Source organism: Corallococcus caeni, from assembly GCF_036245865.1.
Taxonomy (GTDB): domain Bacteria; phylum Myxococcota; class Myxococcia; order Myxococcales; family Myxococcaceae; genus Corallococcus; species Corallococcus caeni.
Genome location: NZ_BTTW01000005.1, coordinates 682,769 through 701,290 on the forward strand (window position 1 = coordinate 682,769; position 18,522 = coordinate 701,290).

An 18,522-nucleotide genomic window follows, 5' to 3' on the forward strand; every position below is an offset into this window, starting at 1 on the left:
ACCCTTCCCTACAGCGAAGTCCTGACGAAGCGTCCATCCCATCCCCGGACTCGGCGTCCAGGCAAGGGACGGCGGTCCAATCCCTTCCACGTGGGCGTCGGGCGGTGCGGCTATGCTGCGGCCACATCTTCGCGAGGGCTGGTCCCGTCCGGCCCCAAGAACAGCGCATGGGCCACGTCCACATCCTTCGCCACTTCCCCTCTCCCCAGGAGGGTTTCAACCGCACCGTCCGCATCTACACGCCGGACAATTACGACGCCTGGCGGGACCACCGCTTCCCGGTGCTCTACATGCATGACGGGCAGAACGTCTTCGCGCATCCGGAGTCCGCCGTCTTCGACACGTGGTGCGCCAACCGCGTCGCGGAGGAGAGCGTGAGCGCGGGACGGATGGAGCCGTGGATCATCGTCGCGGTGGACTCCGGCCCCGGCCGCTTCCAGGAGTACTCGCCGTGGGACGAGCCGCGCAACGGCGTCTCCGCGCGCGGCGAGGCCTACGGGCGCTTCCTCGTGGAGGAGCTGAAGCCATACATCGACCGGACGTACCGCACGCGCCAGGGCAGCGAGTGGACCGGCGCCATGGGCTCGTCGCTGGGCGGCCTCATCTCGCTGTACCTGGGGTGGAGGTTCCCGCAGGTGTTCGGGCGCATCGGCGCGCTGTCGCCCACGGTGATGTGGAGCCAGGGCCGCCTGTTCGACGCGTGGCGCGAGCACAGCCGGCGCTGGACGCGCATCTACCTGGACGCGGGCGACACGGAGTTCATCCACGCGGGCGGCATCCCCCTGGACTACGGCCGGGGCACGCGCGACTTCTTCCACCACCTCAAGGGCCTGGGCTACGGCGACCACGAGGTGTCGCTCGTGCTGGAGCCCGGCGGCGAGCACCACGAGAAGGACTGGCAGCGCCGGCTGCCGGGCGCCATGCAGTGGCTGCTCGGGTGAGCCCCCGCCCGTGACGCGCCGGCCCCGGTCAGTGCCGCCCGAGCAGCGGCAGGTCTACGTGCAGGTCGTGGAGGGCCTGCTCCAGCACGGCCTGAAGGGCCAGGTGTCTCCCCGCCTGCGGGAACGGCTGCGTCAGGCGGGCGTGGACCTGGACCGGCCGCTCCTGCCGCTCTACCCGGTGCCGCTCTGGGCGCGGTGCCTGGACATCGTCGTCGAGGAGGTCTACCCGGACGTGCCCCGGGCGGAGGGCTTCGCCCGGCTCGCCCGGGCCCACGTGGAGGGCTACGGGTCCACGCTCCTGGGGCGCGCGGTGATGGGCGTGATGCGCGTGCTGGGGCCCCGGCGCATGGTGCAGCGGCTGCCGGAGGTCCTGCGCGGCACGGACAACTACACGGAGGCGACGCTCACGGAGCGGGGCCCCGCGCACTTCGAGCTGCACCTCAATTCGAGCCTCGACTCGCCGGGCTACGTGGAGGCCCTCCTCGAGGGCCTGCTGGCCGCGGGCGGCGCGAAGGCGCCTCGCGTGACGAAGGTGCACGACGACGGGGACAGCTCCACGTACGCGCTCACCTGGACGCCGGAGCCCTGACGCTCACGTCGCCTGGATGAAGCGCACCGCGTCCTGCATCGATTCGCGGTCCGCGTGGCGCGTGAGGTACATCTCCTCGCCCAGCAGCGAGTGGTAGATGGGCGGCAGCTCGCGGTGCACGAGCAGCGACTTGCCCAGCCGCTCGACGATCTGCGCGTGGGAGTGTTTGTAGCGGCGGCCGTGACGGCGGGCGCTATGACAGACGTGGTGGCGCGGCGTGTACTGGAAGTCCGCCACCGGGTCGCCCGTCACCACGCGGGCATAGAGCCGGTACACGTCGATGTCGCACGTGTAGTTCATCATGTCCGTCATGAAACCGCCGGGCGGGCGCAGGTTGGCCTCCAGCACGACGAAGCGGCCATCCGGCAGGCGGAAGAACTCCAGGTGGAACCAGCGCTCGCGCAGGCCGAACGCGGCGACGACCTGTCGGCCCAGCACGTCGAGCGCGGCGGGGATGTGCTGGAGGCTCCAGAAGGAGATGTCGCGCCGTTCGGTGACGGTCTCCATGCCGCCGTCGCTGTATTCGTGGCTGAGGTTGAAGACGATGACGCCGTGGCGGTCCACGATGCCGTCGTAGGTGACGATGGTGCCGCGCACGAAGGGCTGGGCCACGTAGGACGTGGGCAGCGGGTGGGCGAGCGCGGCGTCCACCTCCGCGTCGCTGGCGACCTTGAACGTGTGGGCGGCGCCCACGCCCACGTCGGGCTTGAGCACCAGCGGGTAGCCCACGCGCGCGGCGAAGGTCTTCACCTGGTCCGCGTCGCGCACGCGCAGGAGGTCCGGGTGCGGAACGCCGGAGGCATGGAACACCTCCGCCATGCCGGACTTGGAGCGCAGCTTGAGGATGTCCTGGGGCTGGAGGCCGGGGACGTGGAAGTCCTCGCGCAGGCGGGCTTCGACTTCGAGCCAGGACTCGTTGAGGGACTCGATGCGGTCCATGCGGCCGTGGCGCCAGGTGAGGTAGCCGGTGGCACGCAGGAGGGCGTCGTAGTCGGTGAGGCTGGGCACGAAGAAGTATTCGCGCAGGGACTCGCGCAGCTCCTGGCGCAGGGACTCGTAGGGCGTGTCACCGATGCCCAGCACGGACACCCCGCGCTCGCGCAGCGCGGTGGCGAAGTGGAAGTACTGGGAGGGGAAGTGGGGGGAGATGAAGACGAAGTTCATGGCTCCTGGCGGGCGAGTCCTCCGCTGGGGATGGACCATAGCGGCCCCGCCAGCGCCCTAGAAGCCCGGTGGGAAACAGTGTCCACCAGCGGGGCTCGCGCCGGGGGCCTGGCCTGGGAACACTCGCGCCATGGCGGAGGATTCCAAGGGGTTCACACAGGCGAGGGAGGCGATGGGAAGGCACACCATCCCGGAGCTCATCGACCTGCTGGAGAGCGAGGACGTCCGCACCCGGTTCCTGGCGGAGATGTGCCTGAGGGACGCGACGTCCACCTGACTCCACTTCCAGCCCGCGGGTCCGCGGGAAGAAAGGGAGGCCGCGGTGAAGGAGTGGCGCGGCTGGTGGACCGCGCACCGGGACACGTTCAAGAAGCGCTGGGGCGAGCGGGCCTGAGGTAGCCGCTGCTAGCGAACTTCGAAGACCACTCCTTCCACAGCTTCGGGCGGCTCTGCTCCGATCAACTCGATCTGAAGCGTTCCCGTTCCGTCCAGGTGAGAGCGTCCACCTTCAAGCGCGACGGAGCGCACAAGTATCTCCACAGGCCTACCGGAGACCGTCCCGTAGGCACGCGCGCCGGGCTCCACCACTCCAGACAGGATCTCCACCGCTGCAATCGTCAACCCCAGGGTGGGCAGCCTCTGCACATGGAGTACTCGGAACATGATGGTCGTCATTACAGCCTCTAGTGGAGTTCGAGCGTGAGTTGATCCGCGACCAGGTGTGCGCCGGTTCGACCGATTGAAGGCCATGAGTCGTTCCCGCCCGGGAAGGAGGGTGATTCGGCCCGGGCAGGAAGTAGTTCGTCAGGCTGAGAGCAAAAGACCGGGGCTGCAAGGCATTCAGTCACACGAGCCCAAGAGCCCCCTGACTCACGTCATTCATGAGTCAAAGCCGAATGATCTCCAAGATTCGAGCAGAACCGATGACTCGGTCCCCAGCATGCATCGGAATTTCCATCCCTTGAGCCACGTGCTGCCAAGGCTCGGACAGAAACGGCTCGATGACGGCCTCCTTCTCTTGTCCCGGCACCAGCGGTCCTGCGTCGTCCAACGTGACAGAGCCCCCATCCAATGCCATCCGGCCATCTTCGGCTCGGCTTCCAATGTTCCAGGATGGCCTGAACTCTTTTCCCAGCGGTCCCTGGGAGCCTCTCTCTTCAGGCGTCAAGAGCCTGACCACTGCACGAATGAGCAAACGCTCTCGCATGGCTCTCTCCTGTTCGTCACATCTCGGGTGAGTGCAAGAGTCTCTAACGAGGAAGCGCGCGGGCCATGCGTCTCACGGCTTCGCACAACTCATCCTCCTGGAGCGAAGTAAAGCACAGCCGCAGCGCGTTCAGGGGCGCGCGGTCGAAGGTGTAGTGGCCGCCGTGCACGAAGCCGACGCCCTCGCGGAGGCCCCGTTCAGCCCAGAGGGCGGCGTCCACGCCGGGAGCGCAGCGAGCCCACAGGGTCATGCCGCCCGCGGGCACGGTGAAATCGAGCGCGGAGCCCAGGGACGTGCGCAGCGCCTCCACCAGCGCATCGCGGCGGGAGCGGTACACGGAGCGCATCTTGCGGACGTGGCGCTGGACCTCACCCTCTTCGAGCAATTCGGCGACAGCGGCCTCGGTGACTCCGTCGCCCTGACGATCCACGGCGGCGCGCACAGAGGCCGCGCGGCTGATGAACGACGCAGGCGCGGCGAGGAAGCCCAGCCGCAGTCCAGGCGCGAGCACCTTGGACAGCGTGCCCACGTAGAGCACGAGCCCGTCGCGGTCCTGGCTCGCGAGCGGCAGCACGGGAGGACCGTCAAAGTGGAACTCGTGGTCGTAGTCGTCCTCGATGAGCGCGACGAGCGAGGCCCGAGCCCACGCGAGAAGCCGCTGGCGGCGCTCAGCGGAGAGCGTGACGGTGGTGGGGTACTGGTGATGCGGCGTGAGATAGACGGCGCGCACCGGGCCCAGTTGCTCCAGCACGTCCACGCGAAGGCCCTCTGCGTCCACGGGCACGGGGACCACGTTCGCGCCGGTGAGACGGAAGGCATCCCACGCGGGAAGGTAGCCCGGGGACTCCACGGCCACGGTGTCACCAGGGCGGAGCAGCGTGCGCGCCGCGAGGTCCAGCGCCCCCTGACTGCCCCGGGTGATGAGCAGCGTATCGGCGGTGACGGCCATGCCGCGAAGCGAAGCCAACATCCCGGCCAATGCCTCACGCAGCCCTGCATGGCCCAGGGGCGCGGCATAGTCGAGCAGCCGCTGTCCCCCGCGCTTCAGCGCACGCCGGTACGCGCGCGCGAGCACCTCCGAAGGAAGAAGCCGCACATCCGGGCTGCCGGTCAGCAACGACAACATGCCGCGAGGCGCAGAGGCTCCGCGAGGCAGCGCACGGGTCTCCACGGCGGGAGGCATCACGAAGCCCACGTCCGGAGCCGCCTGCGCGGAAGGCACGGCGGACGCATCCTCCGGAGCCACCTCCGCGACGAAGGTGCCCAGCCCCGGAGTGGTGACGATCCACCCCTGGGCCTCCAGCTCCTGATACGCCGCGAGCACGGTGTTGCGATGCACGCCCAGCGACACCGCGAGCGCGCGGCTCCCGGGAAGCGGCTCTCCGGGACGCAGCCGTCCGCGCCGCACGTCCTCCGCCAGCGCCCGCGCGATCTGCACGAAGCGCGGCGTCGGTGACCGCGAGTCCAGCGGAACCGTTAGCGTCCAGCGCGCCATGATTCAGGCTCCAGCCTCCCGCATTCCAGCTGCCGCACGGCTCAGTCTTCCTTGATCCACTCTTCAAGACCCGCGGCAACAAGCCGGGCTTGAACGGCGGCAACTGCATCTGGGCTTGCAGCTGCATAACCGCCCCCTACGCCGTAGATGTCATTCAGGACGAGCGGATAATCCTGCCCCACGAAGTGGCCGACAACCATCGCAAGGCCCCTGTCCGACATATGTGGGTACAGCACGGTCAGCAGGGGGAGATAATCAGCCTCCGTCACACCTTCAGGGAAGGCTCTGTGGACCAGGCTGGCTGTGCTCTCAAGGCTGGGTGGGAGGCTCATGGGACTTCGCTTCTCGGGACGGCAGTGGATGGAAACCCTGAAGTCTACTTTCCACCGTGCCGGGAGCCGTCCATCACGGGGACCAGTCGTTCGCTGATTTCGGACAGGAACTGCGTCAGTCCGACCCGTTCACCGCGTTGCCGCAGAGTTTCCAATGGAGTCTCGCGCAGACATTCGCGCTCACGCTCCAGGTTCCCCGAGGTGAGTTCTTCCAGCGCCCTCTTGGCGTCGTTCTTCGCACCGTGCTCACTCGCCGTCAGCCGGTGTGCATCGCGAATAGGATGGAAGGAGAGCCGCTGCTCAAGGTCGTGGAGTGCTTCTTCTTCGTGGGCTTTCGCCTCGAAGCCGGTAAGAACCCAGCACTCCCGCTTGGGCTCGGCGACACCGATGACGACTTCGAAGGGCCAGGGCTTGTCTCCGCGAGCCTGCTCCAACCCGATGCGCCGACGGTCGTCCGCATCACTGTCGCGAACCAGCATCACCGCTTGCGGCTTTGTGTCCGAATCCACGAACAGCAAGAGGGCGCGTCGAGCCACAAGAGCATCAGGCTCACCAGGCTTGTCTCCAAAGTGTCCAAAGAGGCCCTTGAGCCCGGCCTTCTTTGCTTCTTCTCGTACGGAGGCCCACCGAAGGAAGGGCTCCGAAGGCGTCAGCCCGCGCCAGCGGCGCTGGGTGTCGAGCAACTCCTCGTCGAGCCAATCGATGGCATCCACCAGTACACGGTCCGCAAGTACGCAGGCCGTGTCCCGGTCCGCACGGGCCTCGCAGACCACGCCAAAGTCGTACGCGGGCTCACTCATGCGGCGCGGACGCGGGCACCTTGCCAATCCAGCTCTCGCCCACGGTGCTCCAGAATTCTCCAGGGCTCATCAGGTCCTTCCACTTTTCGAACTCGGGATGCGCCGTGAGTTTCTCGCAGCGAGCGAACCCGTTCTCGGCCAGGAAGGTCATCCGGATCTCCTCTGGCTTCAGGTAGTTCAGAATGAAGGGAGAGTGGCTGGTCGCCACGATCTGAAGTTCGGGATCGTTCTTCTGGATGGCGCGCAGAACATCAATGAGCTTCCCCTGAGCTACGGGATGGAGCGCCAGCTCGATATCATCAAGAAGAAGAAGCTTAGGTCGCTGGGGGCCGAGTAGCACGGTAAGAAGGCCCAGCGCCATCAGGGTGCCCTCCCCTACAGAGTCCGCTGGCACTCCCTTCGCCCCTTGCATGTCCAGCACAACTCGATTTCCCCAGAGCGTCCGTTTCTCGGACACATGAGTCGTCTGATCATCGAGAGCAATCGTTCGCATATTGCTCTGCTCGACTGCCGCACGCTCGACACGAATCTTCCGTACGGACGGCACGACCTGCTTCAGCGCGGATTCAATCTCTCCGAATAGATCCTCGTGACTCAACTTGAGGAATGCAATCGTGGAAGCCAATCCCGAGCCGTCACTCGCTACCGTGGGCACCTGCTCCTCGCTATACGAGGCATCCGCCAGCTTTCTTGATTCGAGCCTCAACAAACTCGCATCAAGCAGCCACTGATACAATGCCCTATTGGCTCTCAAGATTTTTTGACGAGTCTCCTGATCTACTTCTGCATATATATTATTGGAAAGGTTTTGCGCACCAGAGCTGAGAATCACCTCAGCAGATATCCCTTCCAGGTGCCCCTGAAAAACCAAGCTAGCTGATTGACTCGTTCCAAATGAGCGATACTGCGCTGGGATGGTGTGTGTCTGGTGTCGTTCAAGCATGGCCAGCATCCGCAAGCCATCCAGCAGCGTCGTCTTTCCCGAAGCATTCGGCCCCACCAGCACCGTGAACGGCTCCAGCTCCAGGTCCAGCGAGCGGTACGCCTTGAAGTTGCGGAACTGCACCTTCTCGATCACGCGTGCACCCTCCTCCCGACGACACCTCCGCCCCGGAATCACTCACAGGGCGGAGCACAGCACACCGTGACTCAGTTCTTCTGCAGCGGGCGGTACCGGATCCGGTGCGGCTCCAGCGCGTCCGGGCCCAGGCGCTTCTTCTTGTCCGCCTCGTAGTCCTCGAAGTTGCCCTCGAAGAAGAACGCCTTGCTGTCACCCTCGAACGCCAGGATGTGCGTGGCGATGCGGTCCAGGAACCAGCGGTCGTGGCTGATGACCACCGCGCAGCCCGCGAAGTTGAGCAGCGCGTCCTCCAGGCTCCGCAGCGTCTCCACGTCCAGGTCGTTCGTGGGCTCGTCCAGGAGCAGCAGGTTGCCGCCCGCCTTCAACATCTTCGCCAGGTGCACCCGGTTGCGCTCGCCGCCCGACAGGTCCTTCACCCGCTTCTGCTGGTCCTGCCCCTTGAACGCGAAGCCCGCCAGGTACGCGCGGCTGGGCATCTGGCCCGCACTGCCCAGGTCCAGGTGATCCAACCCGCCGCTCACCTCCTGGAACACCGACTGCTCGCCGTTCAGCGCGTCGCGGCTCTGGTCCACGTACGCCATCTTCACCGTCTCGCCCACGCGCAGCTCGCCCGCGTCCGGCTTCTCCACGCCCGTCAGCATCCGGAACAGCGTCGTCTTGCCCGCGCCGTTCGGACCAATCACGCCCACGATGCCGCCCGGCGGCAGCTTGAAGTTCAGGTCGTCGACGAGCAGCCGGTCCCCATAGGCCTTGCGCAGCCCCTTCGCCTCCACCACCAGACCGCCCAGCTTCGGGCCCGGCGGAATCACCACTTCGCCCGTCGGCTCGCGCTTCTCCTGCGACTGGTTGAGCAAGTCCTCGTACGCGGAGATGCGCGCCTTGCTCTTCGCCTGACGCGCCTTCGGAGACGCCCGCACCCACTCCAGCTCGCGCTTGAGCGTCTTCTGACGGTGGCTCTCCGACTTCTCCTCCAACTCCAACCGCTTCTGCTTCTGGTCCAGCCAGCTGGAGTAGTTCCCCTTCCAGGGCACCCCCTCGCCGCGGTCCAGCTCCAGGATCCACTCCGCCACGTTGTCCAGGAAGTACCGGTCGTGCGTGATGCACACGATGGTGCCCTTGTATTCCTTCAGCGCCTGCTCCAGCCACGCGACGCTCTCCGCGTCCAGGTGGTTGGTGGGCTCGTCCAGCAAGAGCAGGTCCGGCTTCTCCAAGAGGATGCGGCAGAGCGCCACGCGGCGCTTCTCACCGCCGGACAGCTTCGTCACGTCCGCGTCACCCGGCGGCAGCCGCAGGGCGTCCATCGCCATCTCCAGCGTGCGGTCCAGCTCCCAGCCGTTCGTGGAGTCGATGAAGTCCTGCAGCCTGCCCTGCTCGGCGAGCAGCTTCTCCATCTGCGCGTCGTCCAGGGGCTCCCCGAACTTCGCGCTGACCTCGTTGAAGCGGTCCAGCGCCTGGCGGATCTCCTTCAGGCCCAGCTCCACGTTCCCCTTCACGTCCAGGGTCGTGTCCAGCTGCGGCTCCTGCGCCAGGTAGCCCACCTTCACCGTGGGGTCCGGCTTCGCGATGCCGAAGAACTCCGTGTCCACCCCCGCCATGATGCGCAGGAGCGTGGACTTGCCGGAGCCGTTGGGGCCAATCACGCCAATCTTCGCGCCCGGGAAGAAGGACAGGTAGATGCCCTTGAGGATGTCCTTGCCGTTCTTGACCTTGCGCAGGTCCTGCATCGTGAAGATGAAATTCTGGGCCATGGCGGCCTCCTCGGGATTCGCTGAAACGTAAGCGGTGCCAGCGGATAGCAGGGAGCCCCATCCGGCTCAAGGCGCCTGCACCGGGCCCGTGTCCGGTTGGACGGGGCGCGTCACGCGTCCAGGAGCGAAAACGCCTGCTCGCTGACCTGCGAACCCATTTCGAAGGTGTTAGAGGAAGCGCCCCATGTCCGAGCCCACGACCCCTGCCCTGGAGCTGAAGGGCCTCTCCAAGGCCTACGGCAAGTTCACCGCCCTGCACGCGGTGGACCTCACCATCCGCCCCGGCGAAATCTTCGCCCTCCTGGGCCCCAACGGCGCAGGCAAGACGACCCTCATCGGCAGCGTGTGCGGCCTGGTGAAGAAGTCCGCCGGCACCATGAAGGTCTTCGGCAAGGACCTGGACCAGGACCCCACCGGGCCCCGCTATCAGGTGGGCCTGGTGCCGCAGGAGATCAACTTCGACCCGTTCTTCTCCGTCGCGGAGTCCCTGCGCATCCAGCAGGGCTACTACGGCCAGCCCCGCGACGACGCGCGCATCGATGAAGTCCTCACCGCGCTCAACCTCCAGGCCAAGAAGGACTCGCTCACGCGCGCGCTGTCCGGCGGCATGAAGCGCCGGCTGCTCATCGCCAAGGCGCTGGTGCACAAGCCGAAGCTGGTGTTCCTGGACGAGCCCACCGCGGGCGTGGACGTGGAGCTGCGCCGCGACCTGTGGACGTACGTGAAGAAGATCGCCAGCGAGGGCACCACCATCGTCCTCACCACGCACTACCTGGAGGAGGCGGAGGAGCTGGCGGACCGCGTGGGCATCATCAACGAGGGCCGCCTGCTCATGACGGAGGACAAGGCCGCGCTGCTGCGCCGCTTCGGCGAGAAGCGCCTGGTCGTCACCTTCTCCGAACCGCAGGCCGCCATGCCCGCCGCGGGCGTGCGCTTCGCCGCGAGCCTCTCCGCCGACGGCCGCACGCTCACCTACGTGGAGCGCGACAACTGCGCCCCGTCCGGTGAGCTGCTCCGCTCGCTCTACGCCGACGGGCTGCCCATCTCCGAGGTGGAGACGCGGCGGTCGCGCCTGGAAGACGTGCTCATCGAAATCCTCCGTGGCCGCCCCTCGCAGGCCGCCTGAACCCCCGCCTCCTCGAAAAACACCCCATGAACGTCCTCGGGATGCAGACGCTGTTCGCGAAGGAGGTCCGGCGCTTCATGCGCGTGCCGGGCCAGACCGTCCTGTCGCCCCTCATCAGCACCACGCTGTACTTCATCGTCTTCGGCTACTCGATTTCCGGCCGCATCCACGAGGTGGAGGGCCACCCGTACCTGCACTTCATCGTGCCGGGCCTCGTGTTCCTGGGCATCGCCAACAACGCGTTCCTCAACAGCTCCTCGTCGCTGTTCATCACCAAGATTCAAGGCACGGTGGTGGACCTGCTGGTGGCGCCGCTGGGGCCCGGTGAGCTGATGGTGGGCTTCATCGGCGGCGCCATGGTGCGCGGCCTGGTGGTGGGCCTGCTCACGTGGATTGTGGCGGCGGTGTTCTCCGGCTTCAGCCTGGAGCACCCGCTGGCGACGCTCTACTTCCTCTTGCTGTCCAGCTACGTGTTCAGCGTGCTGGGCATGCTCGCCGCCGTGTGGGCGGAGAAGTTCGAGCAGATCAACTTCTTCCCCACCTTCGTGATGCTGCCGCTCACGTTCCTGGGCGGCGTCTTCTACTCGGTGCGCGAGCTGCCCTCGCCGTGGAGCCAGGTCAGCCTCTTCAACCCCATGGTCTACATGGTGGAGGGGCTTCGCTACGGCATGCTCGGCAGCAGCCTGTTCTCACCGTGGGTGGGCGGCGCCATCCTCGCCGTCACCGCCGCGGTCGCGACGGGCGTCACGTACGTGGTGCTGCGCTCCGGCTACAAGATGAAGGCCTAGGCCTCAGTAGCCCGCCTGCCTCCTTCACGGGTAGGGAGGCGGGCTCCTCCCTGCTAGACAGAACCTCTGTCTTTTTGGAAGTCGGCTGTTTCCCGCCCGCTGAGAAAGCGCGGTATCCTCCCGGACACCCATGGCGGTGGTCTTCGGGAAATACGAGCTGCTTCGAAAAATCGCGTCGGGCGGAATGGGACAGGTGTTCCTCGCCCGGGAGCACGGGACGGGCTTCGAGCGGCTGGTCGTCCTCAAGCTCATCCTTCCGCACCTCGCCGAGGACGAAGAGTTCCTGGAGATGTTCCTGGACGAGGCGCGGCTGGTGGCGCGGCTCTCCCACCCGAACCTCATCACCATCCTGGACCTCACGGAGATTGAGGGCCGGCACTGCCTGGCCATGGAGTACGTGCAGGGCGAGGACGTGCGCCGGCTGGACCGCTTCGCGCGCAAGCAGGAGCGCCCGCTGCCGGTGGGGCTGGTGGTGCGCATCATCGCGGACGCGGCGGCGGGGCTGTCCTACGCGCACGGCGCGCGGGACGGGCACGGCCAGCCGCTGAAGCTGGTGCACCGCGACGTGTCGCCGCAGAACGTGCTCGTCGGGTTCGACGGCGGCGTGAAGGTCATCGACTTCGGCGTGGCGAAGGCGGCCACCAGCGGGCAGCAGACGGCGACGGGCGTGCTCAAGGGCAAGTACCCGTACATGTCGCCGGAGCAGGCCAACGGGATGGCGGTGGACGGCCGGAGCGACCAGTTCGCGCTGGGCGTCGTGATGTGGGAGCTGCTCACGGGCAAGCGCCTCTTCAAGGGCGACACGGACCTGATGACGCTGCGGCTGGTGCGGGACTGCCAGGTGCCGCCGCCGTCGCAGCTGAACCCGAAGCTGCCGCCGGGCCTGGACGAAATCGTGCTCAAGGCGCTCGCGCCGACGCCGGAGGGCCGCTATCCGGACTGCGCCGCGTTCCGGCTGGCGCTGGAGGACTGGGCGCTCAACCTGCGCCTGCCTTCGAGCAGCGCGCACCTGGCCGCGTACCTGCGGGAGCTGTACGCGGACCGCATCGCCACGGAAGCGGATCCGACGAAGCTGGACCAGCTGGCCGAGGACGTGGACCTGGACTCGCAGTCCAACTCCTCGCGGGATGGGATGCCCACGTCGGGGGCGCGGGGACAGGCCTCGTCGCGCGCGTCGCAGCTGGTGGGGCCGCCGTCCCGCCCGCCCACGCGCGTGGGGCCGGAGAAGACGCGCAACACCGCGGCCCTGGCGCCGGAGCCTCCGAAGCGTCGCGCGTGGCTGCCCTTTGTCGTGGGCGGCGTGGCGCTGGTGGTGGGTGGCGCGGCGGTGGTGCTGGTGCGCGGTGGCACCGAGACGGTGACGCCGCCCGCGGTCGTGGCCACGCGCCCCCCGGAGGACCTGCAGGGCCGCACGCCGGAGACGGCCACGCGCCCCACGCCGCCGGAGCCGCCCGCGCAGAGCGCCGCGCCCCAGCCGGTGCACCTGATGGTGACGAGCGAGCCGCCCGGCGCCACGGTGCAGGTGGCGGGCGAGGAGCGCGGCGTCACGCCGGTGGCCCTGCCGCTGGTGCCCGGGGAGCCGTCGGTGGCATTGACGCTCGCGCTCAACGGCTATGAGCCGGTGACGCGGCAGGTGTCCGCGGCGGACGCGCCCGGGGTGGCGGTGGCGTTGCAGCGCCGGGCGACGCGGCCGGCGACGCAGCCGAAGAAGCCGCCGTCCGGGGCCTCGCTGGGCATCAAGACGGGGCGCTGAGGCGCCTCCCCGTGCCGCCGGTCCGGCGGACCCGCAGCGACCGCCCGCGCCAGGCTGAAGCCTCCTCAGGAGCGTTTGGCCCGCGACTCCGCCGCCACGACGACCACGTAGCCGTCCGGGTCCTTCGCCCAGAACTCCCAGCGGCGCGAGTTCGGGTTCACGTGCGGCGCCTCCACCCACTCCACCTTCAGCGCCCGCGCCGCGTCCACGCACGCGTCGAAGTCCGTGGTCTCGAACCACAGCAGCACGCCGTGGCCTCGCGGCGCCGCGTCCGGCCCCATCAGGTTGGCGTGCTCGTCCAGGTCCCACGCGTGGAGCTGGAGCACGAGCTCGCCGTTGTTCAGCAGCATCTCGTACTCGGGCCCGCCGTGCCCGCTCTCGCAGCCGAGCACCGCCTGGTACCACCGGCTGCTCGCCTCGACGTCGCGCACCGCGATGAGGGGCTGCGCCCGGACGTGGCCTGTGCGGCGGGGCTTGCTGGGCATGGGACGCTCCGGGAGCCAAGCTCCAAGAAGGACGGGGCACCCGAAGGCCCCGTCCTTCCGGTGAGGCACTACCGCTTGAAGTGATCCGCGACGACGCTCGCCACCGCCGCGGTCAGCTTCTTGCCCGTGGGGATGTGCAGGAACTCGTTGGGCCCGTGCGCGTTGCTGCCCGGCCCCAGCAGGCCCGTGATGAGGAACTGCGCCTCCGGGAAGCGCTCGCCCAGCATGCCCATGAACGGGATGGTGCCACCCTCGCCCATCGCCATCGCGGGATTGCCGAAGCAGGACTTGGACGCGGACTCCACCGCGCGCGACAGCCAGCCAGCCAGCGGCGGCGCGTCCCAGCCCACCGACGCCTTGTCCCCGTCGAACGTCACCTTCGCGCCGTACGGCGGATCCTTCTCCAGCGTCTCCTTCAGCGCCGTCGCGGCCGCCTTGGGGTCCACGCGCGGCGGGATGCGCATGGACAGCTTCCACGTCGTGAAGGGGCGCAGCACGTTGCCCGCGCTCGCCAGCCCCGGCACGCCGTCCACGGCCGTCAGCGCCAGCGCCGGACGCCAGGTGCGGTTGAGCACCAGCTCCGCGCCGTCCGTCGTCACCGGGCGCGCGCCCTCCACCCAGGGGAACTTCGTGTACAGCTCGTCGCCCAGCGTCCGGGCCGCGGCCTTCGCCTGCTCGCGCCGGCCCTCCGGGATCTCCGTGTGCAGCGCCTGGACCTTGATGTGGCCCGTGGCCTCGTCCTCCACGCGCGACAGCAGCTGCCGCATGATGCGCATGGAGGAGGCCACCACGCCCGTCGCGTCGCCGGAGTGCACGCCCTCCGTGAGGATGTCCACGCGCAGGTTGCCGGCCACCATGCCGCGCAGGCTGGTGGTCATCCAGAGCTGGTCATAGTTCGCGCAGCCGGAGTCCAGGCACACCACCAGCGATGGCTTGCCGATGCGCGGCGCCAGCGCCTCGATGTACGCGGGCAGGTCGTAGCTGCCGCTCTCCTCGCACGCCTCGATGACGATGGCGCAGCGCGCGTGCGGCACGCCCTGCTCCTTGAGCAGCCGCAGCGCGGACAGCGACGCGAACGCGGAGTAGCCGTCATCCGCGCCGCCGCGCCCGTAGAGCTTGTCGCCCTCGCGCACGGGGGTCCACGGCGTCAGGCCCTCGCGCCAGCCGGTCATCTCCGGCTGCTTGTCCAGGTGGCCGTACAAGAGCACGGTGTCGTCGGCGCGCGTGCCCGGCACCTCCATGTAGATGACTGGCGTGCGGTCCTTGCCGTCCGCCGTCTTCAGCCGCACCACCTCCACCGTGAGCCCCGGCAGGTGCGCGGCCTGCGCGCGGCACCAGTCCGAGATGAGCTGCACGGCCTGCTCCATGTGGCCGGTCTTCACCCAGTCCGGATCGAACGAGGGCGACTTGTTGGGGATGCGGATGTAGCGCTCCAGCGCCGGGAGGATCTCCTGCTCCCAGATGCGCTCGGACGAGGCGAGGGCTTGGTCGACGTTCATGGCGGCGCCATGCTGCCCACCCCGGCGCTCGCTGTCGATGGAAAGCCCCGCGTCCGAAGGCCCGGGGCACCCCGCCCCGGGCCTCCCCGCCCGCCCGGCGCGCGGCCTGCCGTCCTGCGTCAGGCCGCGTGCGGGTGGGATTTCACGCGGGGTTCAGGGCTGGATTTCGCGGACGCTCAGCCACTTGAAGTCCACGTCCGTGGCGTTGTCCCAGCGGAACACCGCGATGGGGCCGCCCCAGGTGATGGGCATGCCCGCCACGGCGCCGCCGCAGTGCCCGGCGTCGCCGCCCCACTTGCCCGCGTCGGTGTAGTCGTAGGCCTTCTTCCACGTCACCTTGTCCGCGTTCTCGTTGACGTACAGCTCCAGCTTCACGGCTTGCTGGCCGCTGACGGTGACGTTGCGCATGACGGCCTTGAAGCCCACCCAGCGGCCCTTGAGCGCGGCGGTGGCCGTGACGTAGGGCGTCTGATCGTAGGAGACGTGCCACGTCTCCTTCTCCCAGCGCGCGCGGCCGTCGTAGTGCAGGCCCGCCTTGTAGCTGCTGCCCTCGCAGCCGGAGTGGTCGTTGTTGTGCTTCCCGCCGCGGGCGTACCACGCGAAGTTGTCCTTCACGTCGGACACGGCGTTGACCTTCACGAAGCCGGTCATCTCGATGTTCTTCCAGTCGTTGGCCGCCTGCATGTAGCCGCGGCTCGCGAGCACGTCCCGGTCGTAGGTGGGAATCTTCCGGTCGTCGTAGCCCGTGGACGTGAAGACGCTCATCCGCACCGCCGAGTCCCGCATCTTCCAGGAGCCGTCGCTGTTGCGGGTAATCGTGTCCTGCGGGTCGAAGCGCGCATCCGCCAGCGCGTTGTCCGCCAGCGTCCACGCCTCGCCCCCGGACTTCGAGGGGTAGAGCTGGGTGACGCCGAAGCGGTCCTTGCCCGCCGTGGGCGTGGCGGCGGAGGTGATGGCGGCCCACTCCGCGATGCTGGCCCACGTGTTGACGGAGTTGCCGTTGACGGTGACGCGCACGTAGCGGGCGTCGCGCGCGGTGAAGGCGTAGCGCTCGAAGTTGGCGGTGGTGCCGGACGACGTTTTGGAGACGGCGGTGGACCAGGTGGCGCCGTCCGTGGACGTGGCGATGACGAACGTGTTGGTGCGCTCGTCGCCCCGGTGCCAGGCGATGTCCACCGCGGACAGCGACTTCACGCTGCCCAGGTCGCCCCGGAGCCACTGCCCCACGCCGTCGCTGGACCAGCGGGTGGTGAGGTTGCCGTCGATGGTGGCGGACGGCGGGTTGCCGTCGTTCCCACTGGCGGTGACGGCGGTGAAGCCCGACGCGGCGAGCGCCGGTGTTGCGGCCCCGAGCAGCAGCAGCGCGCTCGTGGTGGTGACGTGACGCTTCCATCCCCCCCGGGACGACGGCGACGTATGGGATTGGGACAAGGTGTTTCCTCCTGGCGGCCGAGTACCGGCTCGCCCCCGAGGGCATTCCTTGTCGTTGCATGTTTCACGGAGGGAAGCAGCGGCGGCCCGCCCCCTTGCTTCCAAGGTGACGGGCCGCGCGTGAAATCATGTCTGCCTTTGCGTGCGGGCTACTCGCGCAGCCTCACCACCGCGGCGGAGGGGCCCTCCAGCCGCACGACGTTGCCAGTGAGCGGGGAGCCCTCCACGGTGCCGCCGTAGCGCGGGTTCTCACTCCACGCGACGATGCCCGCGCTCGCGTGCGGGGGCAGCGTGTGCACCAGCGAGCCCCGGACGTTCACGATGACGAGCAGCGTGTCCCCTTCCGCGCGGCGCTCCAGCACGAACGCGTCCGGGCCCAGGGCGCGCGCGTCGTGCGTGCCCTGCCGGCTGGTGAGTACGGGCTCCGTGGCGCGCAGCCGCAAGAGCTCCTTGTAGAGCGTGTGCACGCCCCGGGCGTCCGCGCCGTCCAGCTCATCCCAGTCCAGCGTGGAGCGGGTGAAGGTGTCGCGGTCCTGCGGATCCGGGACCTGCTCGCCCTTGAAGCGGGAGAAGCCGGAGAACTCCTTGCGGCGCCCCTCGGTGACGAGCTTGCCCAGCTCCGCGTTGTGGTCCGTGAAGTAGAGGAACGGCGTGCGCGCGTTCCACTCCTGGCCCATGAAGAGCAGCGGCGTGAAGGGCGACAGGAGCAGGAGCGTGCTCATGGCGCGGTAGGCGGCCGGGGACACGTCCTCCGACAGGCGGTTGCCGAAGGGCCGGTTGCCCACCTGGTCGTGGTTCTGGATGCAGTGGACGAAGTGCCACGGCCCCAGCCCCTTCGGGTCCGTGCCGCGCGCGTGGCCCAGGTTCCTGGACTTCTGGCCCGTGTAGAACCAGCCCTGACGCAGCGTCGCGGCCAGGTCCTCCGCGCTGCCGGTGTAGTCCTGGTAGTAGCCCTCGTGGTCGCCCGCGAAGGCGCGCCGCAGCTGGTGGTGCAGGTCATCCGCCCAGACGCCGTCCAGGCCGTAGCCGCCCTCGGACGCGGGGGTGACGAGCTTGCGCTCGTTGCGCTCGTCCTCCGCGATGACGACGACGCGGCGGCCGGACGCGGCGGCGTGGGCGCGCTCGACGATCTCCGCCAGCAGGTGCGGCTGGCCGTCATCCACCAGGGCGTGCGCGGCGTCCAGGCGCAGGCCGTCCGCGTGGTAGTCGCGGATCCACATCTCCACGTTGGAGAGCACCAGCGAGCGCACGAAGCGGCTGCCCTCGCTGTCGTAGTTCACCGCGTCGCCCCAGGGCGTGTGGTGCTTGCCGGTGAAGTAGTGCGGCGAGTACGCGCGCAGGTAGTTCCCGTCCGGCCCGAAGTGGTTGTAGACGGCGTCGATGAGCACCGCGAGCCCGTGCGCGTGCGCCGCGTCGATGAGCCTGCGCAGCCCCTTCGGCCCGCCGTAGGTGGCCTGCGGCGCGAAGAGGTCCACGCCGTCGTAGCCCCAGTTGCGGGCGCCCGGGAAGCTGGCCACCGGCAGCAGCTCCAGCGTGTTCACGCCCAGCTCGCGCAGGTGGGCGAGCTTCGGGATGAACGCCTCGAAGGTGCCCTCCGGCGTGGCGGTGCCCACGTGCACCTCGTAGATGACCAGCGCTTGCGGATCCGGCCCCTTCCAGTGCGAGTCCGTCCAGCCGTGGTCGGAGCTGACGACCTCCGACGGGCCGTGCACGCCCCCGGGCTGCGAGCGCGACCACGGGTCGGGGAAGGGGTCTCCGCCGTCCACGCTGAGCTTGTAGCGCGCGCCCTCGCCCAGGTCCGGCAGCGCGCCGCCGAAGCAGCCGTCCGCCTCCGGGGTGAGCGGCAGCCTGCGCAGGACGCGGTCCTCCGCGTCGTAGAGCACCACGTCCACGCCCTGGTGGCCCGGCGCCCAGACGCGCCAGCGCACCGTGGAACCACCCTCCACCCACGCGCCCAGCCGGGGCGCCTGGGACCGTGCTTCAGTCGTATGAGCCATGTCGTGTCCCTGTTAATGCGCCAGCAGGGACACGGGGAGCACCCCGTGCGACACCGGGACACCGCTGTTCACGGGCCGACCTCCGG

The 18,522-nt window shown here is 68.6% G+C and carries 16 protein-coding genes; 5 read left to right on the forward strand and 11 right to left on the reverse strand.

Going from position 1 to position 18,522, the window contains the following annotated elements; all coding sequences use genetic code 11:
- The first annotated feature begins 167 nt into the window (after nt 1-167).
- Nucleotides 168-941 carry an alpha/beta hydrolase gene (locus tag AABA78_RS24115; protein ID WP_171414159.1) on the forward strand — a complete coding sequence of 258 codons (774 nt, stop codon included), beginning with the start codon at nt 168-170 and terminating at the stop codon, nt 939-941.
- A gap of 10 nt (nt 942-951) precedes the next feature.
- Nucleotides 952-1,530: a DUF2378 family protein gene (locus AABA78_RS24120; protein WP_338266157.1), complete on the forward strand. Its 579-nt coding sequence runs from the start codon at nt 952-954 to the stop codon at nt 1,528-1,530.
- A gap of 3 nt (nt 1,531-1,533) precedes the next feature.
- On the opposite strand, the gene AABA78_RS24125 is transcribed toward AABA78_RS24120, so the two are convergent.
- From AABA78_RS24125 to ettA, 7 genes are all read right to left on the reverse strand, one after another.
- The gene (locus AABA78_RS24125; RefSeq protein ID WP_338266159.1) at nt 1,534-2,694 is read right to left on the reverse strand and encodes an ATP-grasp domain-containing protein; all 1,161 of its coding nucleotides are present in this window, start codon (nt 2,692-2,694) and stop codon (nt 1,534-1,536) included.
- Between the two features lie 405 nt (nt 2,695-3,099).
- Nucleotides 3,100-3,369: a hypothetical protein gene (locus tag AABA78_RS24130; protein WP_338266161.1), complete on the reverse strand. Its 270-nt coding sequence runs from the start codon at nt 3,367-3,369 to the stop codon at nt 3,100-3,102.
- A 575-nt stretch (nt 3,370-3,944) separates the two neighbouring features.
- Nucleotides 3,945-5,396, reverse strand: coding sequence for a MocR-like pyridoxine biosynthesis transcription factor PdxR (pdxR, locus tag AABA78_RS24135; protein WP_338266162.1), 1,452 nt, complete (start codon nt 5,394-5,396; stop codon nt 3,945-3,947).
- Between the two features lie 41 nt (nt 5,397-5,437).
- The gene (locus AABA78_RS24140; protein WP_338266166.1) at nt 5,438-5,728 is read right to left on the reverse strand and encodes a hypothetical protein; all 291 of its coding nucleotides are present in this window, start codon (nt 5,726-5,728) and stop codon (nt 5,438-5,440) included.
- A 44-nt stretch (nt 5,729-5,772) separates the two neighbouring features.
- Complete coding sequence (locus AABA78_RS24145) at nt 5,773-6,528, reverse strand: hypothetical protein (protein ID WP_338266167.1); 756 nt, start codon at nt 6,526-6,528, stop codon at nt 5,773-5,775.
- Complete coding sequence (locus tag AABA78_RS24150; protein WP_338266170.1) at nt 6,521-7,606, reverse strand: AAA family ATPase; 1,086 nt, start codon at nt 7,604-7,606, stop codon at nt 6,521-6,523. The genes AABA78_RS24145 and AABA78_RS24150 overlap by 8 nt, the downstream gene beginning before the upstream one ends.
- A 71-nt stretch (nt 7,607-7,677) precedes the next feature.
- Nucleotides 7,678-9,357: an energy-dependent translational throttle protein EttA gene (ettA, locus tag AABA78_RS24155; protein WP_338266173.1), complete on the reverse strand. Its 1,680-nt coding sequence runs from the start codon at nt 9,355-9,357 to the stop codon at nt 7,678-7,680.
- 184 nt (nt 9,358-9,541) lie between these two features.
- On the opposite strand from ettA, the gene AABA78_RS24160 reads away from it, so the two are divergent.
- The 3 genes from AABA78_RS24160 (at nt 9,542) to AABA78_RS24170 (ending at nt 13,024) form a co-directional block, all read left to right on the forward strand.
- The gene (locus tag AABA78_RS24160) at nt 9,542-10,483 is read left to right on the forward strand and encodes an ABC transporter ATP-binding protein (protein WP_171414166.1); all 942 of its coding nucleotides are present in this window, start codon (nt 9,542-9,544) and stop codon (nt 10,481-10,483) included.
- Between the two features lie 26 nt (nt 10,484-10,509).
- On the forward strand, nt 10,510-11,271 hold the full coding sequence (locus tag AABA78_RS24165) for an ABC transporter permease (RefSeq protein WP_338266175.1): 762 nt from the start codon (nt 10,510-10,512) through the stop codon (nt 11,269-11,271).
- A 130-nt stretch (nt 11,272-11,401) separates the two neighbouring features.
- Nucleotides 11,402-13,024 carry a serine/threonine protein kinase gene (locus AABA78_RS24170; protein ID WP_338266177.1) on the forward strand — a complete coding sequence of 541 codons (1,623 nt, stop codon included), beginning with the start codon at nt 11,402-11,404 and terminating at the stop codon, nt 13,022-13,024.
- Nucleotides 13,025-13,089: 65 nt separating this feature from the next.
- Here the strand turns inward: AABA78_RS24170 and AABA78_RS24175 are convergent, their stop codons facing one another.
- The 4 genes from AABA78_RS24175 to treZ form a co-directional block, all read right to left on the reverse strand.
- On the reverse strand, nt 13,090-13,509 hold the full coding sequence (locus AABA78_RS24175) for a VOC family protein (protein WP_338266179.1): 420 nt from the start codon (nt 13,507-13,509) through the stop codon (nt 13,090-13,092).
- A 68-nt stretch (nt 13,510-13,577) separates the two neighbouring features.
- Entirely contained in the window at nt 13,578-15,008 is a 1,431-nt protein-coding gene (locus tag AABA78_RS24180) for a M20 family metallopeptidase (RefSeq protein ID WP_338266181.1), read from the reverse strand.
- A gap of 153 nt (nt 15,009-15,161) precedes the next feature.
- A complete protein-coding gene (locus tag AABA78_RS24185; RefSeq protein ID WP_338266184.1) occupies nt 15,162-16,439 on the reverse strand; it encodes a discoidin domain-containing protein in 1,278 nt (425 codons plus the stop codon).
- A 149-nt stretch (nt 16,440-16,588) separates the two neighbouring features.
- Entirely contained in the window at nt 16,589-18,436 is a 1,848-nt protein-coding gene (treZ, locus tag AABA78_RS24190; protein WP_338266186.1) for a malto-oligosyltrehalose trehalohydrolase, read from the reverse strand.
- Nucleotides 18,437-18,522: the final 86 nt, after the last annotated feature.